Origin of the sequence: Paenibacillus sp. OV219 (genome assembly GCF_900110075.1) — a bacterium.
In the GTDB taxonomy this organism is placed as follows: domain Bacteria; phylum Bacillota; class Bacilli; order Paenibacillales; family Paenibacillaceae; genus Paenibacillus_Z.
This window is the reverse complement of sequence record NZ_FOCJ01000006.1, coordinates 99,692-118,726: the sequence shown is the minus strand read 5'-3', so window position 1 is coordinate 118,726 and position 19,035 is coordinate 99,692. Positions and strand designations below refer to the sequence as shown.

Below are 19,035 nucleotides of genomic sequence, written 5' to 3'. Positions count from 1 at the left end.
AGCTGCTGCCGGTTAGAAACTTGAGGCTTTTTTGCGCCTTAGCGACAAACGAATGCACTTTCCGCCTTAGCTTAACTAAAACATTTCTCAATAAGCGCCATCCGAATATACAAACCGTTCACAGCTTGTCTGAAGTAAGCCGCCCGCGGGTCCTGGTCCACATCTGGGTGGATTTCGCCAGCACGCGGAAGCGGATGAAGAATCATCGCCTTGTCTTTCATCGTATCCAGCAGATTCCGGTCGATAATATATTTGCCCTCTGCCTTGGTATACTCTTCTGGCGACGGGAAGCGCTCCTTCTGAATTCTCGTCTGGTAGAACACATCCGCCGTCTTTGCAAGGCCCTCCAGATCCGCCGTTTCCTCATAGGAAATGCCCTTCTCATCCAAGTACTGCAACACATACGAAGGGATACGAACATTGTCTGGGGAGATGAATGAAATATGTACGTTGCGGTAATTCGCCAGCAGGTAACTTAACGAATGGACCGTCCGACCATAGGTCAAATCGCCGATCATTGCGATATGGACGCCATCGATGCCGCCGAACTCCTTCTCAATCGTGTATAGATCAAGTAATGCCTGCGTCGGATGCTCCCCCGAACCATCTCCTGCATTGATGACAGGCACCGTAGATACGGCAGCCGCACGCTTCGCCGCACCAATATCCGTATGCCGCATGACGATGAGATCGCTGTAGCCGGCAATAATCCGGATCATATCTTCAAGCGTCTCGCCTTTGATCGCAGAAGAGAACTGGCTCGCGTTCTCCGTGCCGATTACTCGTCCGCCGAGGCGGTGCATCGCCGATTCGAACGAGAATCGGGTACGAGTGCTCGCTTCGAAGAAAAGCGTACTCATAATTTTGTTTGGGAAGCGCTGCGTTCCACCCTCGCCTGCTACGACCTCCATCGCCTTCGCCGAGTTGAACAGCTGTTCAAGCTCCTCCCGGTCAAACTGCTTCGCGCCAAGTACATGATACAATGATTTCACGGTTTGAAGTCCCCCTTCATTCATGATGACAACAGATGCTCTAGCGTATTATAAGCGAGTTCCTTCGCTCGTTCAAACTGCGAATGAAGCTACAACATTAACCAATAATAAGCTTCTCCTCCGGATAGCGGATATCCGGCTTCTTCTTACCCGAGCTGAACAGCGAGATGAACAGGAACATCCCGATTCGACCGATGAACATGAGAACAATTAGCGTGATTTTGCTTCCGAGATGAAGTGAACCTGTAATGCCCGTCGACAAACCGCAAGTACCGAATGCCGACGTCACCTCGAAGAGGACAGCGGACAGATCAAATTGATGCGACTCCGACATGAACACGGCGAATATACCAGTCAACACAAGCAGCACAGCCAGCGCGAAGAACACGAAGCTCTTAACCGTATCCTCCAGGCTGATGGAACGATTGAACGCCCTCGGTACCCGCTCTCCTCTTGCAAAGCTTAGAATTGCGAGCACAATAATGGCGATCGTCGTCGTCCGAATCCCCCCGCCCATACTGGAAGGACTCGCCCCAATGAACATCAACCCCGAGATGAGAAGCAGCGAGGCATGATGAAGCGACGACACATCCACTGTGGTCAATCCTGCGCTACGGGAACTCACCGATGTAAAGAGCGAATTCATCCACTGCTGATGTAGGGGCATATGGTCGAACGAGTGGCCCGCTTCCGTTAACCAGATGATGATGCCGCCAATGAGCAGCAGAATCGCATGGGTAGACAGCGTCACCTTCGTGAAGAGCGAGAAGCGGAAGCGCTTATTCGTATTACTTCTCCGTCGGCTGCTCACAAATTCCCACAACTCCGCCATCACTGGGAATCCGATCGCCCCCAGAATAATTAGCAGCATCGTGAAGCTCTGAACAAAATAATCTTTTGAATAGCGCAAAAGCGAATCACCGAACAGGTCGAAGCCCGCATTCGTAAACGCAGACACGGAGTGGAACATCCCGTTATACAACGCATTCGAGAGCGAATCCGTATACCCGGTCACATAGAAATAGGTGCCGAACAGCAGCGTGCCCGTCAGCTCAATGGCTAAAGTCAGCACAAGAACCACCCTCATGAGCTGCACAAGTCCCGCCAGCTGGTTCCGGTTCTGGTCAATCATAATGAGCTTACGCTCAAGCAGGCCGATATGCTGCCCCATCAGAAACCAATAGAAGCTGCCAAGCGTCATGATGCCGACGCCGCCGAATTGAAAGGCCGCCATCAGCACGATGGCGCCAAATGTACTGTATGTATCTGTTGTCGAAACTGTTGTGAGGCCCGTTACACTTACGGCACTTGCAGCGGTGAACAGCGCATCAATTAGGGGCAGCTTAACCCCAGGCTTCAAACTAACAGGCAGCTTTAGCAGCAGTGTAAAGACGATGATTCCGATCAAATAAGCCAAAATAATGATTTTGCCCGGAGAGAGCTTCCTTATTATCGTTCTAAGCATCGCAAGTCAATAATTCCTTTCTGGATGAGGACGTATGGATGTTGTTTGCCCAAATTAAGTACAAAAAATCCTCTCTGCATATAGAGAGGATTCACTTCTTCTATCGCTACTAATGATACGGGACTAAATGATACCGGTTTCCTTCGGTTTCCAAATACTTCTTCACGAACCTCTCGCGCATCATGTCCATGAAGTAGAGCGGATCCGCGATATAGGCTGCCCCCGGTGTCGCAGCTAACGCATTAATCTGCGCTTTGATATCCAGCATCGCCTGTTCAGGAATGTAATAGTCGCCGAGTTGATCATCCATCGCCCATACTAGTACTTCCCTGCAATTACCCGCCTGATGCTGTACCTGCTCCTGCAAACATTGAATCGCATGAAAATTACGTTTCTCCAAATAATAATCAATCAGTGCATTGTTGAGTATCGTCGTTGCAACATCATCCAGCACCAGCATTCGACCATCTTTCTTCGAATCCTCCGGCATCTCGATAATCCCCTAATAAGCATTTGGAAGTACTTCCAGACTATCCCTTATCGTACTTATGTACTATATATATCACATAACATGTCATCCTGCTACAAAATATTGCCCCGCTTACAGCAGCGACACCGCGAGATAAATAGCAGTCCCCCAAATAACGAGCGCAGACACTTTGTTCAGCAGCGATAATATTCGTCCTGATTGATCCATACTGCCAATCATTCGTCCCGCGAGTGCAAGCCCAGTGAACCAAAGCCAAGATACGGCGATACATACAAGCGCAAATGCTATCCTTTCTGCTCCCGAATAGCTCAGCGAGCTCGTCCCAATGACACCGACTGTGTCAAGGATGGCGTGCGGATTAAGCAGCGATACCGATAACGCGAACGCGACTTGCCTCCTTGTATCCAGCTGCTCCGCAGGCTTACCACTTTGCCCGCCACCACTGCTGCGCCAAGTTACCCAGCCCATATAGAGCAAGAATAGGATGCCCACGCCTTGCAGCAACGCTTTCAGCCAGTAGATTCCGAGCACAATCGCAGATACGCCGAACACAGCGAGCGATATGAGCAGCGTATCGCATAGAGCAGCTGCGATGATGACCGGCAGTACACGGTGAAACTGCCGATGGGCTGCTCCCTGATTGAAGACGAACACATTTTGCACCCCAAGCGGTAAAATCAATCCGAATGCTAAAATAAAGCCGTTTATTATTGCGTGAATCATGCTGATAAATACACCTACACTTTTAAAAGAATGAATAAGCCTGAAAATCCTCACTTACAAGGAATTTCCGGCTAACAACAGTGGATTTGTTGCTGCCAAACAGGTCCAGATGGAATAACAAATGCAACACTTTATTTCACGGTTGCCAGCAGTAGGTAAAATGAAAAAACCCTTGAAGATCAAGGGTTACGTGTTAAGTGCAAATGAAAGAAAGATTATTTAATCGCCTCAACATAGATAGAATTCTCAGGGTGGGTATTATCGAAGAGATCCGTATTTCGAAGAACAGGTGAGGCACTTTGACTATAAGCGGATAAATAAACATTCTTAAATCCCGCTTCTTTCAAACTCTGAAACAATTTAGTTTGATTCCACCAATTGATATGGTTACCAGGATATTTATTTTGTATTTCTAAAGAACACTTTGAAACGCAATAATCCAATGCCTGATCATAAGGTAATGTTTTGAATGTGTGTTCAAGCTCTTCATCGCTAATTTTTACAGTATTAGGATCTGCATGCAAACTAGAGGTTTGACCAGCAAAGTGGAACAGGAACACCTGATGTATAGATGCTTCGTTCATAGGTTTGATTATATTAACACGTTCCATTTGTTCTTTAGTACTATAAGTGTCAATCAATTTGTAGAAATATCTATCGTTCTTTTTAAAAGCATTGTATGCCAAATCGATATTGGGAGTTGTTACCCTAAAAGTCCCGCCTTCTTTCAAAATTCTATAGGCCTCATTGAACATATTTTGTGCACTTATATTCGGAATATGCTCTACTGTATGACTGGTGTAAACCACAGAAGCTGAATTACTTTCAACGGGCAACGGAGTATTCTCAAGAAGGTTCCACTGAATATCAACTTGGTTCATCGCATACCAATCACTAGCATAATCTACATTTTGCCATGCGCTATGTCTGAATTGGCCAGCTCCAATGTTATAAAATCTTCTATTTTCTGTAGCCTCTTCTCCAAACAACTTTTTATACATCCCTAAATCATTGTTTGTATCTTTATAAGTATTTATTTCTATTCTTTCAAAATTATAAATGCTCATATTATGAAGTTGTACCGCTATCTCTTTGTAGAATGTACTTGCTATAATGATTTTCGAATAATTTAATCCCGCTAACTGATCTGGCGAAATGACCTCAATATCTTCTATTCTCTCGCCCCACTTACGTGAGTCATTATCGCAAAAGTATAAAACATTATACCTGCTTTGCACATAATAAAGGACTGAGAGACCATATTTAGAAGCTCCAAATAAAATAACATTCTCCATGTAAATATCTCCTCGTAGTTAGCTGTTTAGTACATACAAGTATAGATTAACATATCTACGCTCCATTGCAATCGATATAGCTGCTGTCAATGAATACAAGCACTGTCTATATCCCGAAAGGACACCGCTTCGAAAAAAAAGCCGAAGCGCGGCAGAATTCACTCCTACTCGCGTTCGGCTTTCATATGATTAGAAAAAGAAAAAAGCCTTATACATCAAGGCTTTTCTCGGAATGCGGTCGGCGGGATTTGAACCCGCACACCCGAAGGCGCCACCCCCTCAAGATGGTGTGTCTGCCGTTCCACCACGACCGCGGAGTGATATGTGATTGTCCCATATCAAGAAAATGAAAGTGAGTCATGTAGGATTCGAACCTACGACACCCTGATTAAAAGTCAGGTGCTCTACCAACTGAGCTAATGACTCGCAAATGGTGACCCGTAGGGGACTCGAACCCCTGTTACCTCCGTGAAAGGGAGGTGTCTTAACCACTTGACCAACGGGCCTAACTTCGACTTATTTCGACAGCTTGTTTCAAGCAACGAAAATCATTATATCCCGCCGGAAACCAAAATGCAAGTATTTTTCTAAATAAAAAATATTCTATGAAATGACATTCGTATTCTCGCATGGAACGTATATATCGTTTGCTAATCCCGCTGCCGTTATACAAGCAATCTACTCCAGCAATTCGTGACCCAATCCACATGAATCACAAGCCGTGGCTAGATGACGCTCACAATGATTCTGAACCCGACAACGAAGACCCGAAAGAAAAGATAGGCCGCTTCTTTTTAGTAAAGAATCGATCTACAAAATTAAAAAAAGCCTAAAAAGGCGAAAAACCCTTGATAAACAAGGGTTTTTCTTGGGATGCGGTCGGAGGGATTTGAACCCTCACGCCCATAAGGCGCCACCCCCTCAAGATGGTGTGTCTGCCGTTCCACCACGACCGCGGAGTGATATGTCGTAAATCCATATCAAGTTATGAAATTGGTGACCCGTAGGGGACTCGAACCCCTGTTACCTCCGTGAAAGGGAGGTGTCTTAACCACTTGACCAACGGGCCCTGCTGCTCTTCAAATCTCGCAGCTAGAGCTAGTCAAGATTGAAGAATAATTGCTTTACTAAATGCCACTAATAAAGATGGCGGAGAAGGAGGGATTCGAACCCTCGCACCACTTGCGCAGTCTAACCCCTTAGCAGAGGGTCCCCTTGAGCCACTTGGGTACTTCCCCAAAGAATTGGCTCCCCGAACAGGACTCGAACCTGTGACAACTCGATTAACAGTCGAGTGCTCTACCAACTGAGCTATCAGGGAATATTGTTTGAGTGACAAGAAATAATTTATCACGTCTGAGATTTGAAGTCAAGCATATAAAGCAATAATTGTCCGCGGCATCTACCGCATGCATATCGCCTCGGATCGGCCTTACGTTTGCGCAAGTATTCCATGCCACAACTGCGGCAAACAAGCTTATACCGATACGGCTCCGTCTTGCGCTTCTCCCCTGGCGGAAGCGATTTGCAATAGCGCGTGCCGCCGACTTTGGCAAGCAGTTGCTTGAAGTCCGCATCCCGGTGCTGGTATCCCCGTTTCAAAATATGTAAATGATAATGGCATAGCTCATGCTTAATGATTCTCTCCGTTTCCTCTTCCCCATAATTGCGAAGCTGATGCGGACTAATCTCGATATTATGCGACTTTGTGAAATAACGGCCCCCCGTCGACTTCAGCCTTGCATTAAACGAAGCTTTGTGACGAAAAGGAATACCGAAGTACTGCAGCGAAACCCGCTCTATCCATTCCTGTAACTGATGATCCTGCATCGAATAATTCTCCTTGATTAAAATAACCGCGTATACTTGAATTTTAAAGGACGAATACGCTACACTGTCAAGAGGTATTCATCGGTCAGGTCATCAAGCAGAATATAGGGGGAAAATCAATATGCCAGCAATGCGTTATATCGTAATGAAGAACGGACAAGACGTCTCCTTTGTCGAAATGCCAGCCTCGCACGCCTATCAACTAAGTGCGCTTAATCTGCGCCTTCATAAAGAGATCGACAAGCTGACAGCTAATCATGTACCTGTGCTGCCTTACGCAATCGCAGAGTGCGCGGACATTGAACTACATGACAAGTCACTTACTGTTCATTCCGGTCTTGATTACATGAACGAGCTCGAGAAAGACTTCTCCTCCGTCGAAGAGAAATCCTACCCGCTCATCTCGCTCCTTACGGAAATCCGTGCGCTGCAAGCGCAGTTGGAGCAATGGTACGAGGAAGAACTCGACATGTAATATCGCGAGAAATGCATGTTTTTGTAAATGGGACCTGCACGGACATTCGCCCGCTCTCATAAGCTAGTTATTACAACGAGTGATAGCTGGAAGGAGGGCGAAGCTATGCCGCAATGGCTCTGCAACCAACTGATGCGTGCTTTCTTAAAGAAGGATCGCCGGCAAATTCGTCTCTTGAACGACTGCTGGTACTTCTATCGTACTAGCGGACGTCCTGATGATGATTCCGCAAGCTTATAAGAATGAAAAAGGGTGCTATCTCTTTGCAGTGACTTAGCTTTACAAGTGACTGCTCGAAGATAACACCCTTTTTATATGCATGCCTTCACTTATTCCGGCTTGCGCATCGTGAGGCTGACACGCCCCTTCTTCAGATCAACGCTCAACACCCATACCGTTACTGTATCGCCGACGGATACGACATCCATCGGATGCTTCACGAATCTGTTGCTCAGCTGTGAGATATGGACAAGCCCGTCGTTCTTAATGCCGATATCGACAAAGGCTCCGAAGTCAATCACATTGCGTACCGTTCCGTGCAACTCCATGCCCGGCGTCAAATCCTCGATGCTCAGAACGTCCGTGTGGAAAATTGGCGCAGGCAGCTCTTCACGCGGGTCTCTACCCGGGCGAAGCAAGCTGTCGATAATATCGCGCAGCGTCGGTACGCCAACGCCGAGCTGAGAAGCGATCTGCTCCGTTTGGATCGTTTCCAGCGCGGAACGGAAAGAATCAGTACCAAGCGCTGTCAACTTGATGCCGATTAGACTGCACAGCTTGTCGACAACAGCGTACGATTCGGGGTGAATCGGTGTCCGGTCGAGCGGATTATTGCTCTCCGGAATCCGGATGAAGCCGATACACTGCTCGTACGTCTTTGCACCGAGACGCGGAACCTTAGAAAGCGTCTTGCGGTCGCTGAATTTGCCGTTTTCTTCACGGTATTTCACGATGTTCTTCGCCGTCGTCGCGTTAATGCCTGCCACGTACGAGAGCAATGACGGTGAAGCTGTATTGACGTCGACACCGACATGGTTAACGGCCGATTCGACCACTCCACCAAGCGATTCTTCAAGCCGTTTCTGGCTAACGTCATGCTGATATTGGCCGACGCCGATGGCCTTCGGCTCGATCTTTACGAGCTCGGCAAGCGGATCCTGCAAACGACGTGCGATAGACACGGCGCTGCGCTCTGCAACGTCAAGCTTCGGGAACTCCTCGGCAGCAAGCTTCGAAGCCGAGTACACGCTTGCCCCCGCTTCGTTGACAATTATATATTTCAACTCGCCAGCGCCTTGCGCTCCTCTTGATTTGCGTCCCTTAATCAGCTCAGCGATGAACTGCTCCGTCTCGCGCGAAGCAGTGCCATTGCCGATGACGATCAGTTCAACTTTGTAACGATCAATGAGGCCGTTAATGAGCTTCTCTGCTTCCGCTACTTTGTTGTTTGGCGCCGTTGGGTAGGAGACAGCAACCTCAAGCAGTTTGCCTGTCTCGTCGATGACAGCCAGCTTACAGCCTGTCCGGAACGCCGGGTCTACACCAAGCACGACATTACCGCGAACCGGCGGCTGCAGCAGCAGGTTGCGCAAATTCACCGAGAAAATGCCGATTGCGTGCTCTTCCGCTTTCTCAGTAAGCTCTCCGCGAACCTCCCGCTCTATGGATGGCGCAATTAGCCGTTTATATGCATCCTCGATCGTCTGGAGCAGCAGCGACTTAATCGATTGAGCCGTGCCCGGACGGATCAGGCTGCGATCCATGTAATCATGGATCCTCTCGGCTGCAATGTCGAGCGACACGCGCAGCACTTCCTCACGTTCGCCGCGGTTAATCGCAAGCGTACGATGCGGAGGCAGCTTCTTCAGCGGCTCTTGGTACGCGTAATACATCTCGTACACCGACTCCTGCGATGCATCCTTCGCCTCGGTCCGAGCGAGCCCTTGATCAAACGTATAACGGCGCACCCATGCACGAATCTTCGCATCGTCTGCGAGCTGCTCCGCAATAATATCCATCGCGCCTTGAAGCGATTCATCTGCCGTTGCTACGCCTTTCTCGGCATCTATGTAACGTGCCGCCTCTGTCGCCGGGTCAGCAATGCGTGGCTGCGACAGCAGCCACTGCGCGAGCGGCTCCAGCCCGCGTTCCTTCGCGACGCTGGCGCGAGTCTTCCGCTTCTGACGGTAAGGGCGGTACAAGTCTTCGATTTCCTGCAGCTTCACCGATGCGATAATCGACTGACGCAGCTCTTCCGTCAGCTTGCCTTGCTCATCAATGATGCGAATAACCTCACGCTTGCGGTTCTCGAGATTGCGCATATATTGCAGCTTCTCTTCAATGCCCCGCAGCTCGTTCTCATCGAGCTCACCGGTCATTTCCTTCCGGTAACGGGCAATGAACGGAATCGTATTGCCTTCGTCAAGCAGCGATGCCGCCGCTTTCACTTTGGTATATGGCAAGCTCAGCTCCGCAGATAACCGCTTCAATATGCGTTCCTGCTCGGCCGCTTGTTCCTCTGGGGTCAGTTCGACCCGTGATGTGGAACCGCCTTCGAGCTCTTCATCCTTTAATTTCGTCTTCGTTTCTGCCACGCTTATGATTCCTCCATTAGCTCATGGAATAGATAAAGCCGGCTAATTAAGCCGGCACAAAAGGATTGTTTGCCATTTCATAACCAATTGTCGTCTGCGGACCATGTCCAGGATAGACACGTACGGCAGGATCAAGCTTGTAGAGCTTCGTGCGAATCGAATCATACAAGTCGCGTTCCTTGCCTCCCGGCAGGTCAGTGCGTCCGACCGATTGACGGAACAGGACGTCTCCACTGAGCAGATGCTCGCCACATTGCAAGCTTACGCTGCCCGGAGAATGGCCTGGTGTATGCATGATGCGGAACGTATGACCGATCAGCTCCAATTGCTGCCCTTCGGACAACGCATATTCAGCCGGCTCTGTCGTCAGCGGAGGCGTAACATCCTCCCAGCGAGCAGAGCCGTTCTTGCGCGCATCCGTCAGCCAGTCGGCTTCTGCATCATGCAGATAGACAGGACAGCCGAAATTGCGGCGAACATCGTCAACGCCAGCCATATGGTCAAAATGCGCATGCGTCAGCACGATCGCCTCTATCGTCAGGCCGCGTTCCTTGATCCGCTCGATGAGACGTTTCGGTCCCATACCTGGATCGACGATAAAAGCACGCTTGCCCGTTTCCTCGGTGAGAAGGTAGCAGTTTGTTTGCAAAGGGCCGAGCGTGAATGTTTCAATCTTGAACATGTTAGACAGAAGCCAGCAGCTGGCGCAGCTCTTCGAGGATCACTTGTTGATACGCCGTACCTTCACCATAGCGGCGGCCCATTTCTTGACGGGCAATGCCAATCTTCTCTTGGTAATCCGCTGCTTCACGGTCCGGATTCGCCTGCTTGAACGCCGTCATTACTTCCTGCACATGCGTAGGACGCGGACCCCATTGGCCAAGCACATGACCGCCTGTGTCAGCAATAATGACGATTGGTACAGCACGGCCACCCATCGTCAGAAACTCATCCATCGTATCCAGATGATCTTCCATGATAAGAACATCAACCGGCATCTGTGTCAGCTCAAGCGCCTTGAATACGACCGGCACGTTGCGGACAACATCGCCGCACCATTCAGCCATAAGAATCAAGCAGCGCAGATCGTCACGGTTCGCGATCGACTCGAAAAACTCGCGGTCGTCTTCTTGGGCCCACTCGAAACGGTTGCCCCAATCTTGGAAAGCCTCTTTGTTCTTCTGCATTGTATCTACAAATTGCTGTGGGCTAATGCCTTTGCTGAGTTTGTTCGCTACATTCTTCGCCATCGTTATTCGCCTCTTCTCTAAATAGATAGATTGCTTATAATATCCAATTGTATCAAACGGTTCACCCTCTGTACAAATGCCCCGTTAAATTGTTTTGCCCTTGCGCTTCATCACTTTGTAGAGCACATAAATGACTAGAACGGCAATTGCAATCAGAATCGCAGGCTGCACGTAAGGCGCTGCCTTCTCGTCGATATGCTCCCAGTTCTCCCCTGCTGTTTTGCCTAAATAAACAAATAGCAGCACCCAAGGGATTGACGCGAGCGTCGTTAGCAGCGTGAACAGCCCGAACGACATTCTTGCCATCCCCGCCGGAATCGAAATCACCTGACGCATGATCGGCACGAATCGTGCCGTGAACACGATACCTGCACCATAACGGAGGAACCACTGCTCGGCGATGTCGAGATGCTTCGGTTTTATTTTGATAAACTTGCCGTATTTCTCGAAGAACGGACGGCCTGCGAAGCGGCCAATACCGTATAGAATCCATTGCTGCGCTACCGCGCCGACTATACCGAACAATACTGCTCCCCAGTATGTAATTTTATGAGCGGACACTAAGTAACCGGCGTAGCCAAGCACGATTTCGCTCGGAATGACTTCAATCATTAGGCCGATCATAATGCCGAAATAGCCAAGTCCCTCAATCCAGTGCAGCAGCTTGTCTACGATTTCATGAAATAAGCTCAGGTACTCCATCTCCAATCCTACCTATAATTTGTAATGGCTTCTTACGGTATTCTAGCACACTTGCAAACCCTCGTTAAAGCAAAGTCATCGCTGCCTAAACCTATGCATAGACTAGCTATCATATTCTGTGAAAGCAGGTGGGCGGATATGTCAAATATTTTTGTCATTAGCAGAAAACAGCTATGGCTGTTTTTCCTCGTGGTGATGGTCATGATTACGGCCGCTTTTGGGCTGCGGTGGAACCAATCTCGGGCTACGCTTGCTGACCAGCAAGGTACGCGCGTCATTCAGCTCGTCACGGGCGAGTTCAAGACGAAGACCGACGACGGCAAAGAGCTCGAGGTGTATCGCTTCGATCCCGGGACGATCGTCGTGAACAAGGGCGAGCATGTGGAGCTGCGGATTACGGGGGTCAACGGGAAATCGCATCCTTTTGTCATCCATGAGCTGGGGGTAAAAGGCGAGATTAACAAAGGCCAAACGACGACAGTGCACTTCACCGCGGAGCAAAAAGGGACATACCCCATCCTTTGCCTCACGCATACATCGCTTGCCAATGGCGGGCCGATGATTGGGTATATTGTGGTGCAGTAGTTTTTGAAGGCGGGTGTGTAGGCGAGAATGATGGGACCAGGGCCGATCAGCGAGCGTGAATGACGGGACCATTGACGGGCGGATGTGCGAGCAAGAGTGACGGGACCATTGACGGGCGGATATGCGAGCAAGAATGACGGGACCATTGACGGGCGGAAGTGCGAGCGAGAATGACGGGACCATCGACGAGTGGATGTGCGAGCGAGAACGGCGGGACAATTGACGGGCGGATATGCTAGCAAGAATGACGGGACCATTGACGGGCGGATGTGCGAGCGAGAACGACGGGACCATTGACGGGCGGATGTGCGAGCAAGAATGACGGGACCATTCGAATTATACGGGAGAAAATTGGACAGGTTTCACGGATAGAGGGATGCGAGGCAGCACTGCTCTGAGAGTTCCATATTTGCACTCTCAGAAGCAAAAGTGCTGATTTTCGCGCGCGAGAGATCATATATGATCTCTCAGCACTACAAACTGCTCAAAACCAGCTCTCCGTAGCTCTGAGAGTTCCATATCCGCACTCTCAGCAGAAAGAGTGCGGATATTCGTGCGCGAGAGATCATATATGATCTCTCAGCATTACAAACTGCTCAAAACCAACTCTCCGTAGCTCTGAGAGTTCCATATTTGCACTCTCAGCAGCAGAAGTGATACTCTTTACGCGTGAGAGAGCATATATGAACTCTCAGCATTTGAGGACCTAATTTGTAGTCTACCTAGTTGCTCTCTTTGGTGGGATACGGTTGTTCATTTTCGAAAACGTAGGGTACGTGGTACCTCTCTTTGATGGGATACGGCTGAATTACGCAGTTGTGGAGTACGTGGTACTCCCCTTTGGTGTGAAACAGCCGATTTTCGCGGTTGTGGGGTATGTGGGACTCCTCTTTGGTGGGAAACGGTTGATTTTCGCGGTTGTGGGGTATGTAGTACTCCTCTTTGGTGGGGAACGCTTGATTTTCGCGGATGTGGGGTACGTGGTGCAGCTCTTCAATGACTACTGTGCGGGTCTTGTGACCAGTCCGTTTCGGGACGCATATATAGGGGTAGAGAGGAGTCGGTGATGATGAAATCCGCTGCCCCGAAGCACGACTCGGCCTATCCGAGCGCTCGCAAAGTTAGACGCGCCTGCCAGAATGAACTCTACCGCACCATCAAGAGACTCGGCGTCTATATTCCGAAAGAGAAAATCGAGCTTGCCGAGAAGCTATATTTAGAGAAAGTTACGTTCAACCTCCACTATATTCATGAGAATGCCAGCAACCGGAAGCTGCTGTCCGACTGGTGGGATGAGAATGTGAGCGAAGGGATCGCCGAATTGTGGGAAGTCGACCGGGCGAAGCTTTGCACAGCGTTCCGCGATGCTTTTGGCGGATGAGGCCGGTAATGGAAAGAAACAAGGAACAGCAGCACAGCCCTCTCAAAGAGCCGTGCTGCTGTTGTCATAAATGAGGGATACGCTGCCTGTTAGCCAATAATGGCATAAGTTTGGACGCCAGCTGGAATGTTGCGGGAACGGAACTGGACGCCGTTAGCATTGAACGTACGGATGTTGTAGGAGACATTCGTCAACGTTCCGATGTTGTTGAAACGAACAACACCGAAGCTATCAAAGGAAGCTGTCGAGACTAGCTGGCCGTTCCGGAATAAACGAGCGAAGAAGCCGGTCGTATTGAACGGAACGCCATTCTGATTGACCCAAACAACCGTTAGACGGTTAAAAGTTGGACCAGAGCTTGATCCATTTGAGCCACAACAACTACTTTGAACCGATTTGCGGATGACTCTACCCGTACTAGCTGGATTATACAGTAGTGGTTTTACGCGTTTAGTAGCCATAAATTTTCACTCCTTTCGGGGTTTGCTATCAGCATATGCAAGCGCCCCTTTGATAGAGTGGACAAACCTTAGGGGTGATTGGCCTATTTTTTGAGGTGGGGTGAAGTGGCGGGAAAAGAGCAATGTGGCGAGAACCAGGAAGCGGGATGGCTTTGGCATAAAAAAGAACGTCCGATGGCCACTGCTGGCTACCAGACGTTCTTTTTGCTTAATCTTAACTCTACCAAAAAATAAGTATGCGTTACGGGAGAGTGTTCGTGTCATTGTTATAACTTATTACGGGCTCCTCGAGTGGAGACTTGCCCGCCAGGGGACCGATCTGAAGCAGCAGCTGGCGGCTCTGCTCCGCTGCCTCTAGCGATGCGGCAGTGACAGCAAATTTGCGGCTGTTCACGCCGAGAGCTTGGTGCTCTTGCGCCTCGTACGCCGCGAAGAAGGAAACAGCCGAATCCGCGGCCAGCCTCGCGTCCTCGAGGCGCCCGGCAGCTCGCATCCCAGCGGCGAGCTGCGACATGGTCACGACCGCTTCAGTCTGGTGATCCAGACTGAAGCGGTCGTAGCGCAGTGCAAGGCGCATATAATGCGCTGCGCCTTGCACATCGCTCTGCTCGGCCGCTAATTGGCCGAGAGCCCAAAGAAGCGGCACGGACTGCGGCTCATACCGCAGCCCGGCCGCTAGCAGCACCGCCCGTTCCGGCGGCGGTGCCAGCTCTGCCAGTTCGATGCGAATCCGCGTCCAATATGGATTCGCATCGAACGCCGCGCGGAGCGCGGCTGATTGGCGGAGCGCGGCTGATTGCGCAGTCCCATAGGCCGTAGAAGCGGCCTCACGGTACTGCACGGCGCGATCAAACCGCACGCCGAGCACAGCGGCGGCGGCAAGCCATACCGCAGCGGCTGGCAAGCCTAGCCTCCTCCACGCCTTCACGTTCGCTACCGCCTCCCGCTCGCGCTCCCCCAACTTCACGCTCTCTTCCCCATCCCGCTTCCGCTCCTCCAACATCACACTCGCTACCATCCCCCGCTCCCGCCCCTCCAATTTCACGCTCGCTACCACATCTAGCTCCCGCTCCACCACCCCACTCGCATCTATATCCCGCTCCTCCATAAAACAAACAACAAAACCGATCAACAGCAGCCAATAATAGCCGAACGACATGTCGAAATCGACAGCAGCATGCAGTAGCAGCACACCAATCGGAACAAGTCCTACTCGCTCCGAGCGCCAGACCTGTCTCAGGATAACAGCCCCCACCACCGCGCAGACGAGTAGCCCTATAAGTCCCAGATCAAGTGCAAGCTCCAGGTACCCGCTATGCACCTCATTGCCGACATAGGGCTGCGTCTGCACCTGAGTGAACAGCATGCGCCAGCTCTCTCCACCTCTTCCAAGGAGTGGTGCATGGCGAAAAAGCATCCAAGCATCCTGATAAAACAACCTTCGCGCTCCTGCCGTTTCATATCCCCCGCTCAACCGACCGTGAGTAAAGGAGGGGAGGAGCAACACGAAAGACGCTAAACCCACTAGCAATCCACTCCATGCGACAACGCTAACTCGCTTAACCTTCATATGTTCCAGCAGCCAGCGCAAAGCAACGAAGCCACCGACCGAGGCTGCGCAGAAAGCCATCAGCCACACCAACTCCTCAAGCGTAGCCCTCGCATGCTCACCTCGAGTACCGATACTAACAATCAACCTATAAGCAAACACTGCACAAACCAACATCCAGCCACTGTACAGCAGCCAAACCGTCCGGTGATTTACTTGCACACTTACCGTTTGCGTGCTTATTCCATCCGCTACGAGTGTCCCCCTCGCTCCGCTCACCTCGACCGCTGTTCCTTTCAGTCCCCTTCCCTCCGTCGCTACCGCTGTTCCCGTCATTCCGCTCAACTCCGCCGCCGCTATTCCCTTCGTTCCCAGTACGTCCTCTGCTATCTCTGTCATCCCCGCGTCAATTGCCGCTAACGCATTTCCCGCCGCTTCCCCTGCTATTGCACTTCTTCCACTAGAACGCGACAACGTAAACTCTGATCTCTTCCCCCCAACCAACCACAACCCCGCAAGCCAGCCTATCAACGTTACGAGCCAAGCTCCGCGAGACTCCGTGAGCATCAGCACAAGTGCGGCGGGAACTACCCCTGCCGAGGCCACTGCTAGCGACAATGCTACATTGGACCGCACTGCTTGGATGAGGAACCACAACAAATAAGCACCCGCAACCGCACCTAGAAAGTTCGGGTATTGCATGAAGCCTGCAAGCCGGCTGCCGACTGCTGAGAGTCTTGAGTCTGTCGTAGTCAGCACGATATCGGGGAATGCAATTAGACCCATCCAGCCCGCCAATGCGCCAACAAGAACAAACAATCCAGAGGTATATAGCGCCGCAACTAGATAACTCCGGTGCTGTTTAGCGCTGAACCAAATTATCATTGCTGACATGAAAGCTGCATAGGCAGACCAGCGAATCGTTTGTTCGAGGCTGCTCAGAACAGATGCGGGTTGATGTGTCAGCGTCAGCAGGTATAAGAGCGCAATGATAAGTAGCCCATAAACCGGCGTCAGCTTCCTATTTGCCTTCGGCATCCACAACCTATGAGCGACGGCGGCGAGCATGCTACCAGCGATAATAAGCCATTCCCAGCGGTAAAAATCCGTATCGAAAAACATCCCAAATCCGTAAGCGCAGCCCGACAGGACGAAGGCCGCAAACAATGCCATTAAAACTGGTAATCCAACACTTCGCATTGCCTTGATCCCTTCTTGCTTAGGCAGCTGAATCCAACTTCCTTTTTCATCCAATTGTAGCACAATGCATTCATACACAAAAAAAGACACCTACCGGATGCCAAACATCCGACCTGCGTCTTGATGGAACAATATATGAAAATGTGTTACAACGAAGCCATGCAACTACCGGCTCCTCGCCGCCGCCTTATCCTGCTTAAGCTGAAAGTAATTCTCGACCTGTGCGCGAAGCAGATAAGCGCGAAGCGCGCGCTGTTGCAGCTCATCCAAAGCTTGGAAGCGAGCTCCGTAGAACTTCCCGTCGCCTTGATCCTCAACCCGAATAATGTCCATTCCACATTCGAGGTTGAAACCGACGGACAGCGATACTTTTAAGGCTTCACCCTTCTTAATATCCGCGCCTCCAGCTGTAAAAATAAAGCCAAGACCGGTATCGCTAATATTGCGAACGGAAATGTCTAAATAATCTTCAGCTTCAACCTTAGTCTCGCCTTCCTCCGTCTTTACCGTTCTGGAGAGCGTCCGCGTAATCTTCCCTTTCACCATTACGGCGAAACGAATCGATTCCCGCTTCTCCTCCAGCCCTTCAAGCGCTCGAACTGGGAAAATAACGGCTAGCGACCCTTCGGCCTTCGCAATTACCGTCGACTGCAGCCGATGAATGCCAACGGGAGAGTAGATGGTCATACTTACAGGATCGCCGAGCTCAAAGTTTTTGAACTCGGTCATTTCGATTTCCATCATGTCGCCTTCTGCATGAGCGAGTACGCCAGTTGACACATACCCGTCTTTCTCAACAACAGTTCGGCTGTGAAGCAGCGCTTTAGTGGAGAAGGTTGCCTTGCTCGTGTTGTAATTTTCCTTGGCGCGTTCGTTTATGCCTGCCATAGTAGTTGTTTTCCCCCTTCACATGAAAGAGCGCTCTCAACATGGGACTCGCAAGTGTTATCCCGTTATAGCTCTCTCGTAATCATCAAATTCTGCTCATTCTTCAGATCAATATCATAGGCCGCAGCAGGTGCCTTACCGTCCGCTTCCCGAATGACTCTCACTATCGGGCGATGCACGGCAAGTGGATCATTGCTGACGACGACTACAACTTGTCCCGTACTGAGCATTACGGTTGTTGCTACGGGATAGATCGAGATATGTTTGCAGAACAATTTGATAAGATCAATGTTGAAGTAAGTATTGCCTGCTGCAAACAAAAACTCAATCGCTTCTGAAGGCGTATGGCGTTTGCGGTGCGGCCTTGGCGAGATTAATGCGTCGTACACGTCCGCAATCGCGATAATCTGGGCATATTCATGAATGCCGTCACCCTTCAGCTTCCGCGGATAACCGGAGCCATCGTACCGCTCATGGTGCTGCAGTGCGCAGTGCGCAGACAGAAGTGAAATATCATGATGTCCACGAATCATATTGAAACCGTCTTCGGTATGTTTTTCGATAAGAATACGTTCTTGGTCGGTAAGTGCTGATGCCTTCGTTACAATATCTTTGGGCACTTGTGTCATCCCGATATCGAACATCAATGCGCCCATGCCGAGCTCTTCCAGCTGATTACGATTGTAGCCTTTGGCTAGTCCCATAATGCCAGCTAATATCGCAACGTTCAGTGAGTGCTGGAATAAGTAGCTGTCGGCAACGTGGATATTCGTCAAGCTAACCATGACATCTTCACGGCGAACCAGGTCCTGCATAATGTCGCCGAATACCTTGCGGAAATTCCGTCCAAGGTCTGGGGCAATCGCCCTACCTTTGATGAGAGGCTGATCCATAAACGACGTCATTGTTTTGAAGATGCTGTCAGACGCTTTCTTCCTTGTTTCATCCTGTATGGCTGATGTTGGCTCTAGCCCTTCCGTAAGCGGGTCATCGATAAAGAGCATATCGATACCGAGACCAGCCAAACGATCAATAAACCGCTGACTCAGCTCTACTCCAGCTCCAAGCAATATGTTCCCGTTCTCTTGGTGAATAGGGCGGGCAAGCTTTTCCCCCGGTTTTACGGAGTTAATATGAACCTTCCTCATCGTTGTT

General features: G+C 50.2%; 19 protein-coding genes and 7 tRNA genes. 5 read left to right on the top strand and 21 right to left on the bottom strand.

Annotated features, from left to right (window positions below):
- Nucleotides 1–71: 71 nt before the first annotated feature.
- The 13 genes from pyrB to BMY11_RS16230 all read right to left on the bottom strand — a co-directional run bounded on the left by pyrB (nucleotide 72) and on the right by BMY11_RS16230 (nucleotide 6,795).
- Complete coding sequence (gene pyrB, locus BMY11_RS16290; protein ID WP_256217550.1) at nucleotides 72–992, bottom strand: aspartate carbamoyltransferase; 921 nt, start codon at nucleotides 990–992, stop codon at nucleotides 72–74.
- Between the two features lie 97 nt (nucleotides 993–1,089).
- Nucleotides 1,090–2,457: a TrkH family potassium uptake protein gene (locus BMY11_RS16285; protein ID WP_090578175.1), complete on the bottom strand. Its 1,368-nt coding sequence runs from the start codon at nucleotides 2,455–2,457 to the stop codon at nucleotides 1,090–1,092.
- A gap of 109 nt (nucleotides 2,458–2,566) precedes the next feature.
- Nucleotides 2,567–2,947 (bottom strand): hypothetical protein, encoded by a 381-nt coding sequence (locus BMY11_RS16280; protein WP_090578172.1) that lies wholly within the window; start codon nucleotides 2,945–2,947, stop codon nucleotides 2,567–2,569.
- 111 nt (nucleotides 2,948–3,058) lie between these two features.
- On the bottom strand, nucleotides 3,059–3,670 hold the full coding sequence (locus tag BMY11_RS16275) for a LysE/ArgO family amino acid transporter (protein WP_090578169.1): 612 nt from the start codon (nucleotides 3,668–3,670) through the stop codon (nucleotides 3,059–3,061).
- Nucleotides 3,671–3,885: 215 nt separating this feature from the next.
- Nucleotides 3,886–4,965, bottom strand: coding sequence for a methyltransferase domain-containing protein (locus BMY11_RS16270; protein WP_090578167.1), 1,080 nt, complete (start codon nucleotides 4,963–4,965; stop codon nucleotides 3,886–3,888).
- 233 nt (nucleotides 4,966–5,198) lie between these two features.
- Nucleotides 5,199–5,279, bottom strand: a tRNA-Leu gene (locus BMY11_RS16265).
- 39 nt (nucleotides 5,280–5,318) lie between these two features.
- Nucleotides 5,319–5,391, bottom strand: a tRNA-Lys gene (locus tag BMY11_RS16260).
- A 5-nt stretch (nucleotides 5,392–5,396) separates the two neighbouring features.
- A tRNA-Glu gene (locus tag BMY11_RS16255) sits at nucleotides 5,397–5,471 on the bottom strand.
- A 368-nt stretch (nucleotides 5,472–5,839) separates the two neighbouring features.
- Nucleotides 5,840–5,921, bottom strand: a tRNA-Leu gene (locus tag BMY11_RS16250).
- Nucleotides 5,922–5,959: 38 nt separating this feature from the next.
- A tRNA-Glu gene (locus BMY11_RS16245) sits at nucleotides 5,960–6,034 on the bottom strand.
- Nucleotides 6,035–6,112: 78 nt separating this feature from the next.
- Nucleotides 6,113–6,203 (bottom strand) — tRNA-Ser (locus BMY11_RS16240).
- Between the two features lie 7 nt (nucleotides 6,204–6,210).
- Nucleotides 6,211–6,286: transfer RNA gene (locus BMY11_RS16235), tRNA-Asn, on the bottom strand.
- Between the two features lie 29 nt (nucleotides 6,287–6,315).
- Nucleotides 6,316–6,795 carry a SprT family protein gene (locus BMY11_RS16230; protein WP_090578165.1) on the bottom strand — a complete coding sequence of 160 codons (480 nt, stop codon included), beginning with the start codon at nucleotides 6,793–6,795 and terminating at the stop codon, nucleotides 6,316–6,318.
- Nucleotides 6,796–6,916: 121 nt separating this feature from the next.
- On the opposite strand from BMY11_RS16230, the gene BMY11_RS16225 reads away from it, so the two are divergent.
- Together BMY11_RS16225 and cmpA are read left to right on the top strand one after the other, a co-directional pair.
- Nucleotides 6,917–7,270 (top strand): hydrolase/acyltransferase, encoded by a 354-nt coding sequence (locus BMY11_RS16225; protein WP_090578162.1) that lies wholly within the window; start codon nucleotides 6,917–6,919, stop codon nucleotides 7,268–7,270.
- Between the two features lie 105 nt (nucleotides 7,271–7,375).
- The gene (gene cmpA / locus BMY11_RS16220; protein ID WP_090578159.1) at nucleotides 7,376–7,510 is read left to right on the top strand and encodes a cortex morphogenetic protein CmpA; all 135 of its coding nucleotides are present in this window, start codon (nucleotides 7,376–7,378) and stop codon (nucleotides 7,508–7,510) included.
- An 89-nt stretch (nucleotides 7,511–7,599) separates the two neighbouring features.
- Here cmpA and BMY11_RS16215 read toward each other — a convergent pair whose 3' ends face one another.
- The 4 genes from BMY11_RS16215 to BMY11_RS16200 all read right to left on the bottom strand — a co-directional run bounded on the left by BMY11_RS16215 (nucleotide 7,600) and on the right by BMY11_RS16200 (nucleotide 11,816).
- Nucleotides 7,600–9,798 (bottom strand): Tex family protein, encoded by a 2,199-nt coding sequence (locus tag BMY11_RS16215; protein ID WP_090578948.1) that lies wholly within the window; start codon nucleotides 9,796–9,798, stop codon nucleotides 7,600–7,602.
- A 112-nt stretch (nucleotides 9,799–9,910) separates the two neighbouring features.
- Nucleotides 9,911–10,546: an MBL fold metallo-hydrolase gene (locus BMY11_RS16210; RefSeq protein WP_090578156.1), complete on the bottom strand. Its 636-nt coding sequence runs from the start codon at nucleotides 10,544–10,546 to the stop codon at nucleotides 9,911–9,913.
- A 1-nt stretch (nucleotide 10,547) separates the two neighbouring features.
- Entirely contained in the window at nucleotides 10,548–11,114 is a 567-nt protein-coding gene (locus BMY11_RS16205) for a thioredoxin family protein (protein ID WP_090578153.1), read from the bottom strand.
- 84 nt (nucleotides 11,115–11,198) lie between these two features.
- Nucleotides 11,199–11,816, bottom strand: coding sequence for an undecaprenyl phosphate transporter UptA (locus tag BMY11_RS16200; protein ID WP_371262851.1), 618 nt, complete (start codon nucleotides 11,814–11,816; stop codon nucleotides 11,199–11,201).
- A 138-nt stretch (nucleotides 11,817–11,954) separates the two neighbouring features.
- Between BMY11_RS16200 and BMY11_RS16195 the strand changes: the two genes are divergently transcribed.
- Nucleotides 11,955–12,401: a cupredoxin domain-containing protein gene (locus tag BMY11_RS16195; protein ID WP_090578150.1), complete on the top strand. Its 447-nt coding sequence runs from the start codon at nucleotides 11,955–11,957 to the stop codon at nucleotides 12,399–12,401.
- 1,069 nt (nucleotides 12,402–13,470) lie between these two features.
- A complete protein-coding gene (locus tag BMY11_RS16185) occupies nucleotides 13,471–13,782 on the top strand; it encodes a dehydrogenase (protein WP_090578145.1) in 312 nt (103 codons plus the stop codon).
- An 89-nt stretch (nucleotides 13,783–13,871) separates the two neighbouring features.
- Here BMY11_RS16185 and BMY11_RS16180 read toward each other — a convergent pair whose 3' ends face one another.
- A complete protein-coding gene (locus BMY11_RS16180) occupies nucleotides 13,872–14,243 on the bottom strand; it encodes a hypothetical protein (protein WP_090578142.1) in 372 nt (123 codons plus the stop codon).
- 105 nt (nucleotides 14,244–14,348) lie between these two features.
- Here BMY11_RS16180 and BMY11_RS29320 point away from each other — a divergent pair, with 105 nt between their 5' ends.
- Nucleotides 14,349–14,477, top strand: coding sequence for a hypothetical protein (locus tag BMY11_RS29320; protein WP_256217548.1), 129 nt, complete (start codon nucleotides 14,349–14,351; stop codon nucleotides 14,475–14,477).
- Between the two features lie 7 nt (nucleotides 14,478–14,484).
- Here the strand turns inward: BMY11_RS29320 and BMY11_RS16175 are convergent, their stop codons facing one another.
- The 3 genes from BMY11_RS16175 to BMY11_RS16165 form a co-directional block, all read right to left on the bottom strand.
- A complete protein-coding gene (locus tag BMY11_RS16175; protein WP_177182677.1) occupies nucleotides 14,485–16,965 on the bottom strand; it encodes an O-antigen ligase family protein in 2,481 nt (826 codons plus the stop codon).
- A gap of 192 nt (nucleotides 16,966–17,157) precedes the next feature.
- Nucleotides 17,158–17,880 carry a PilZ domain-containing protein gene (locus BMY11_RS16170; RefSeq protein ID WP_090578138.1) on the bottom strand — a complete coding sequence of 241 codons (723 nt, stop codon included), beginning with the start codon at nucleotides 17,878–17,880 and terminating at the stop codon, nucleotides 17,158–17,160.
- Between the two features lie 65 nt (nucleotides 17,881–17,945).
- Nucleotides 17,946–19,028 (bottom strand): HD-GYP domain-containing protein, encoded by a 1,083-nt coding sequence (locus BMY11_RS16165; RefSeq protein WP_090578135.1) that lies wholly within the window; start codon nucleotides 19,026–19,028, stop codon nucleotides 17,946–17,948.
- Nucleotides 19,029–19,035: the final 7 nt, after the last annotated feature.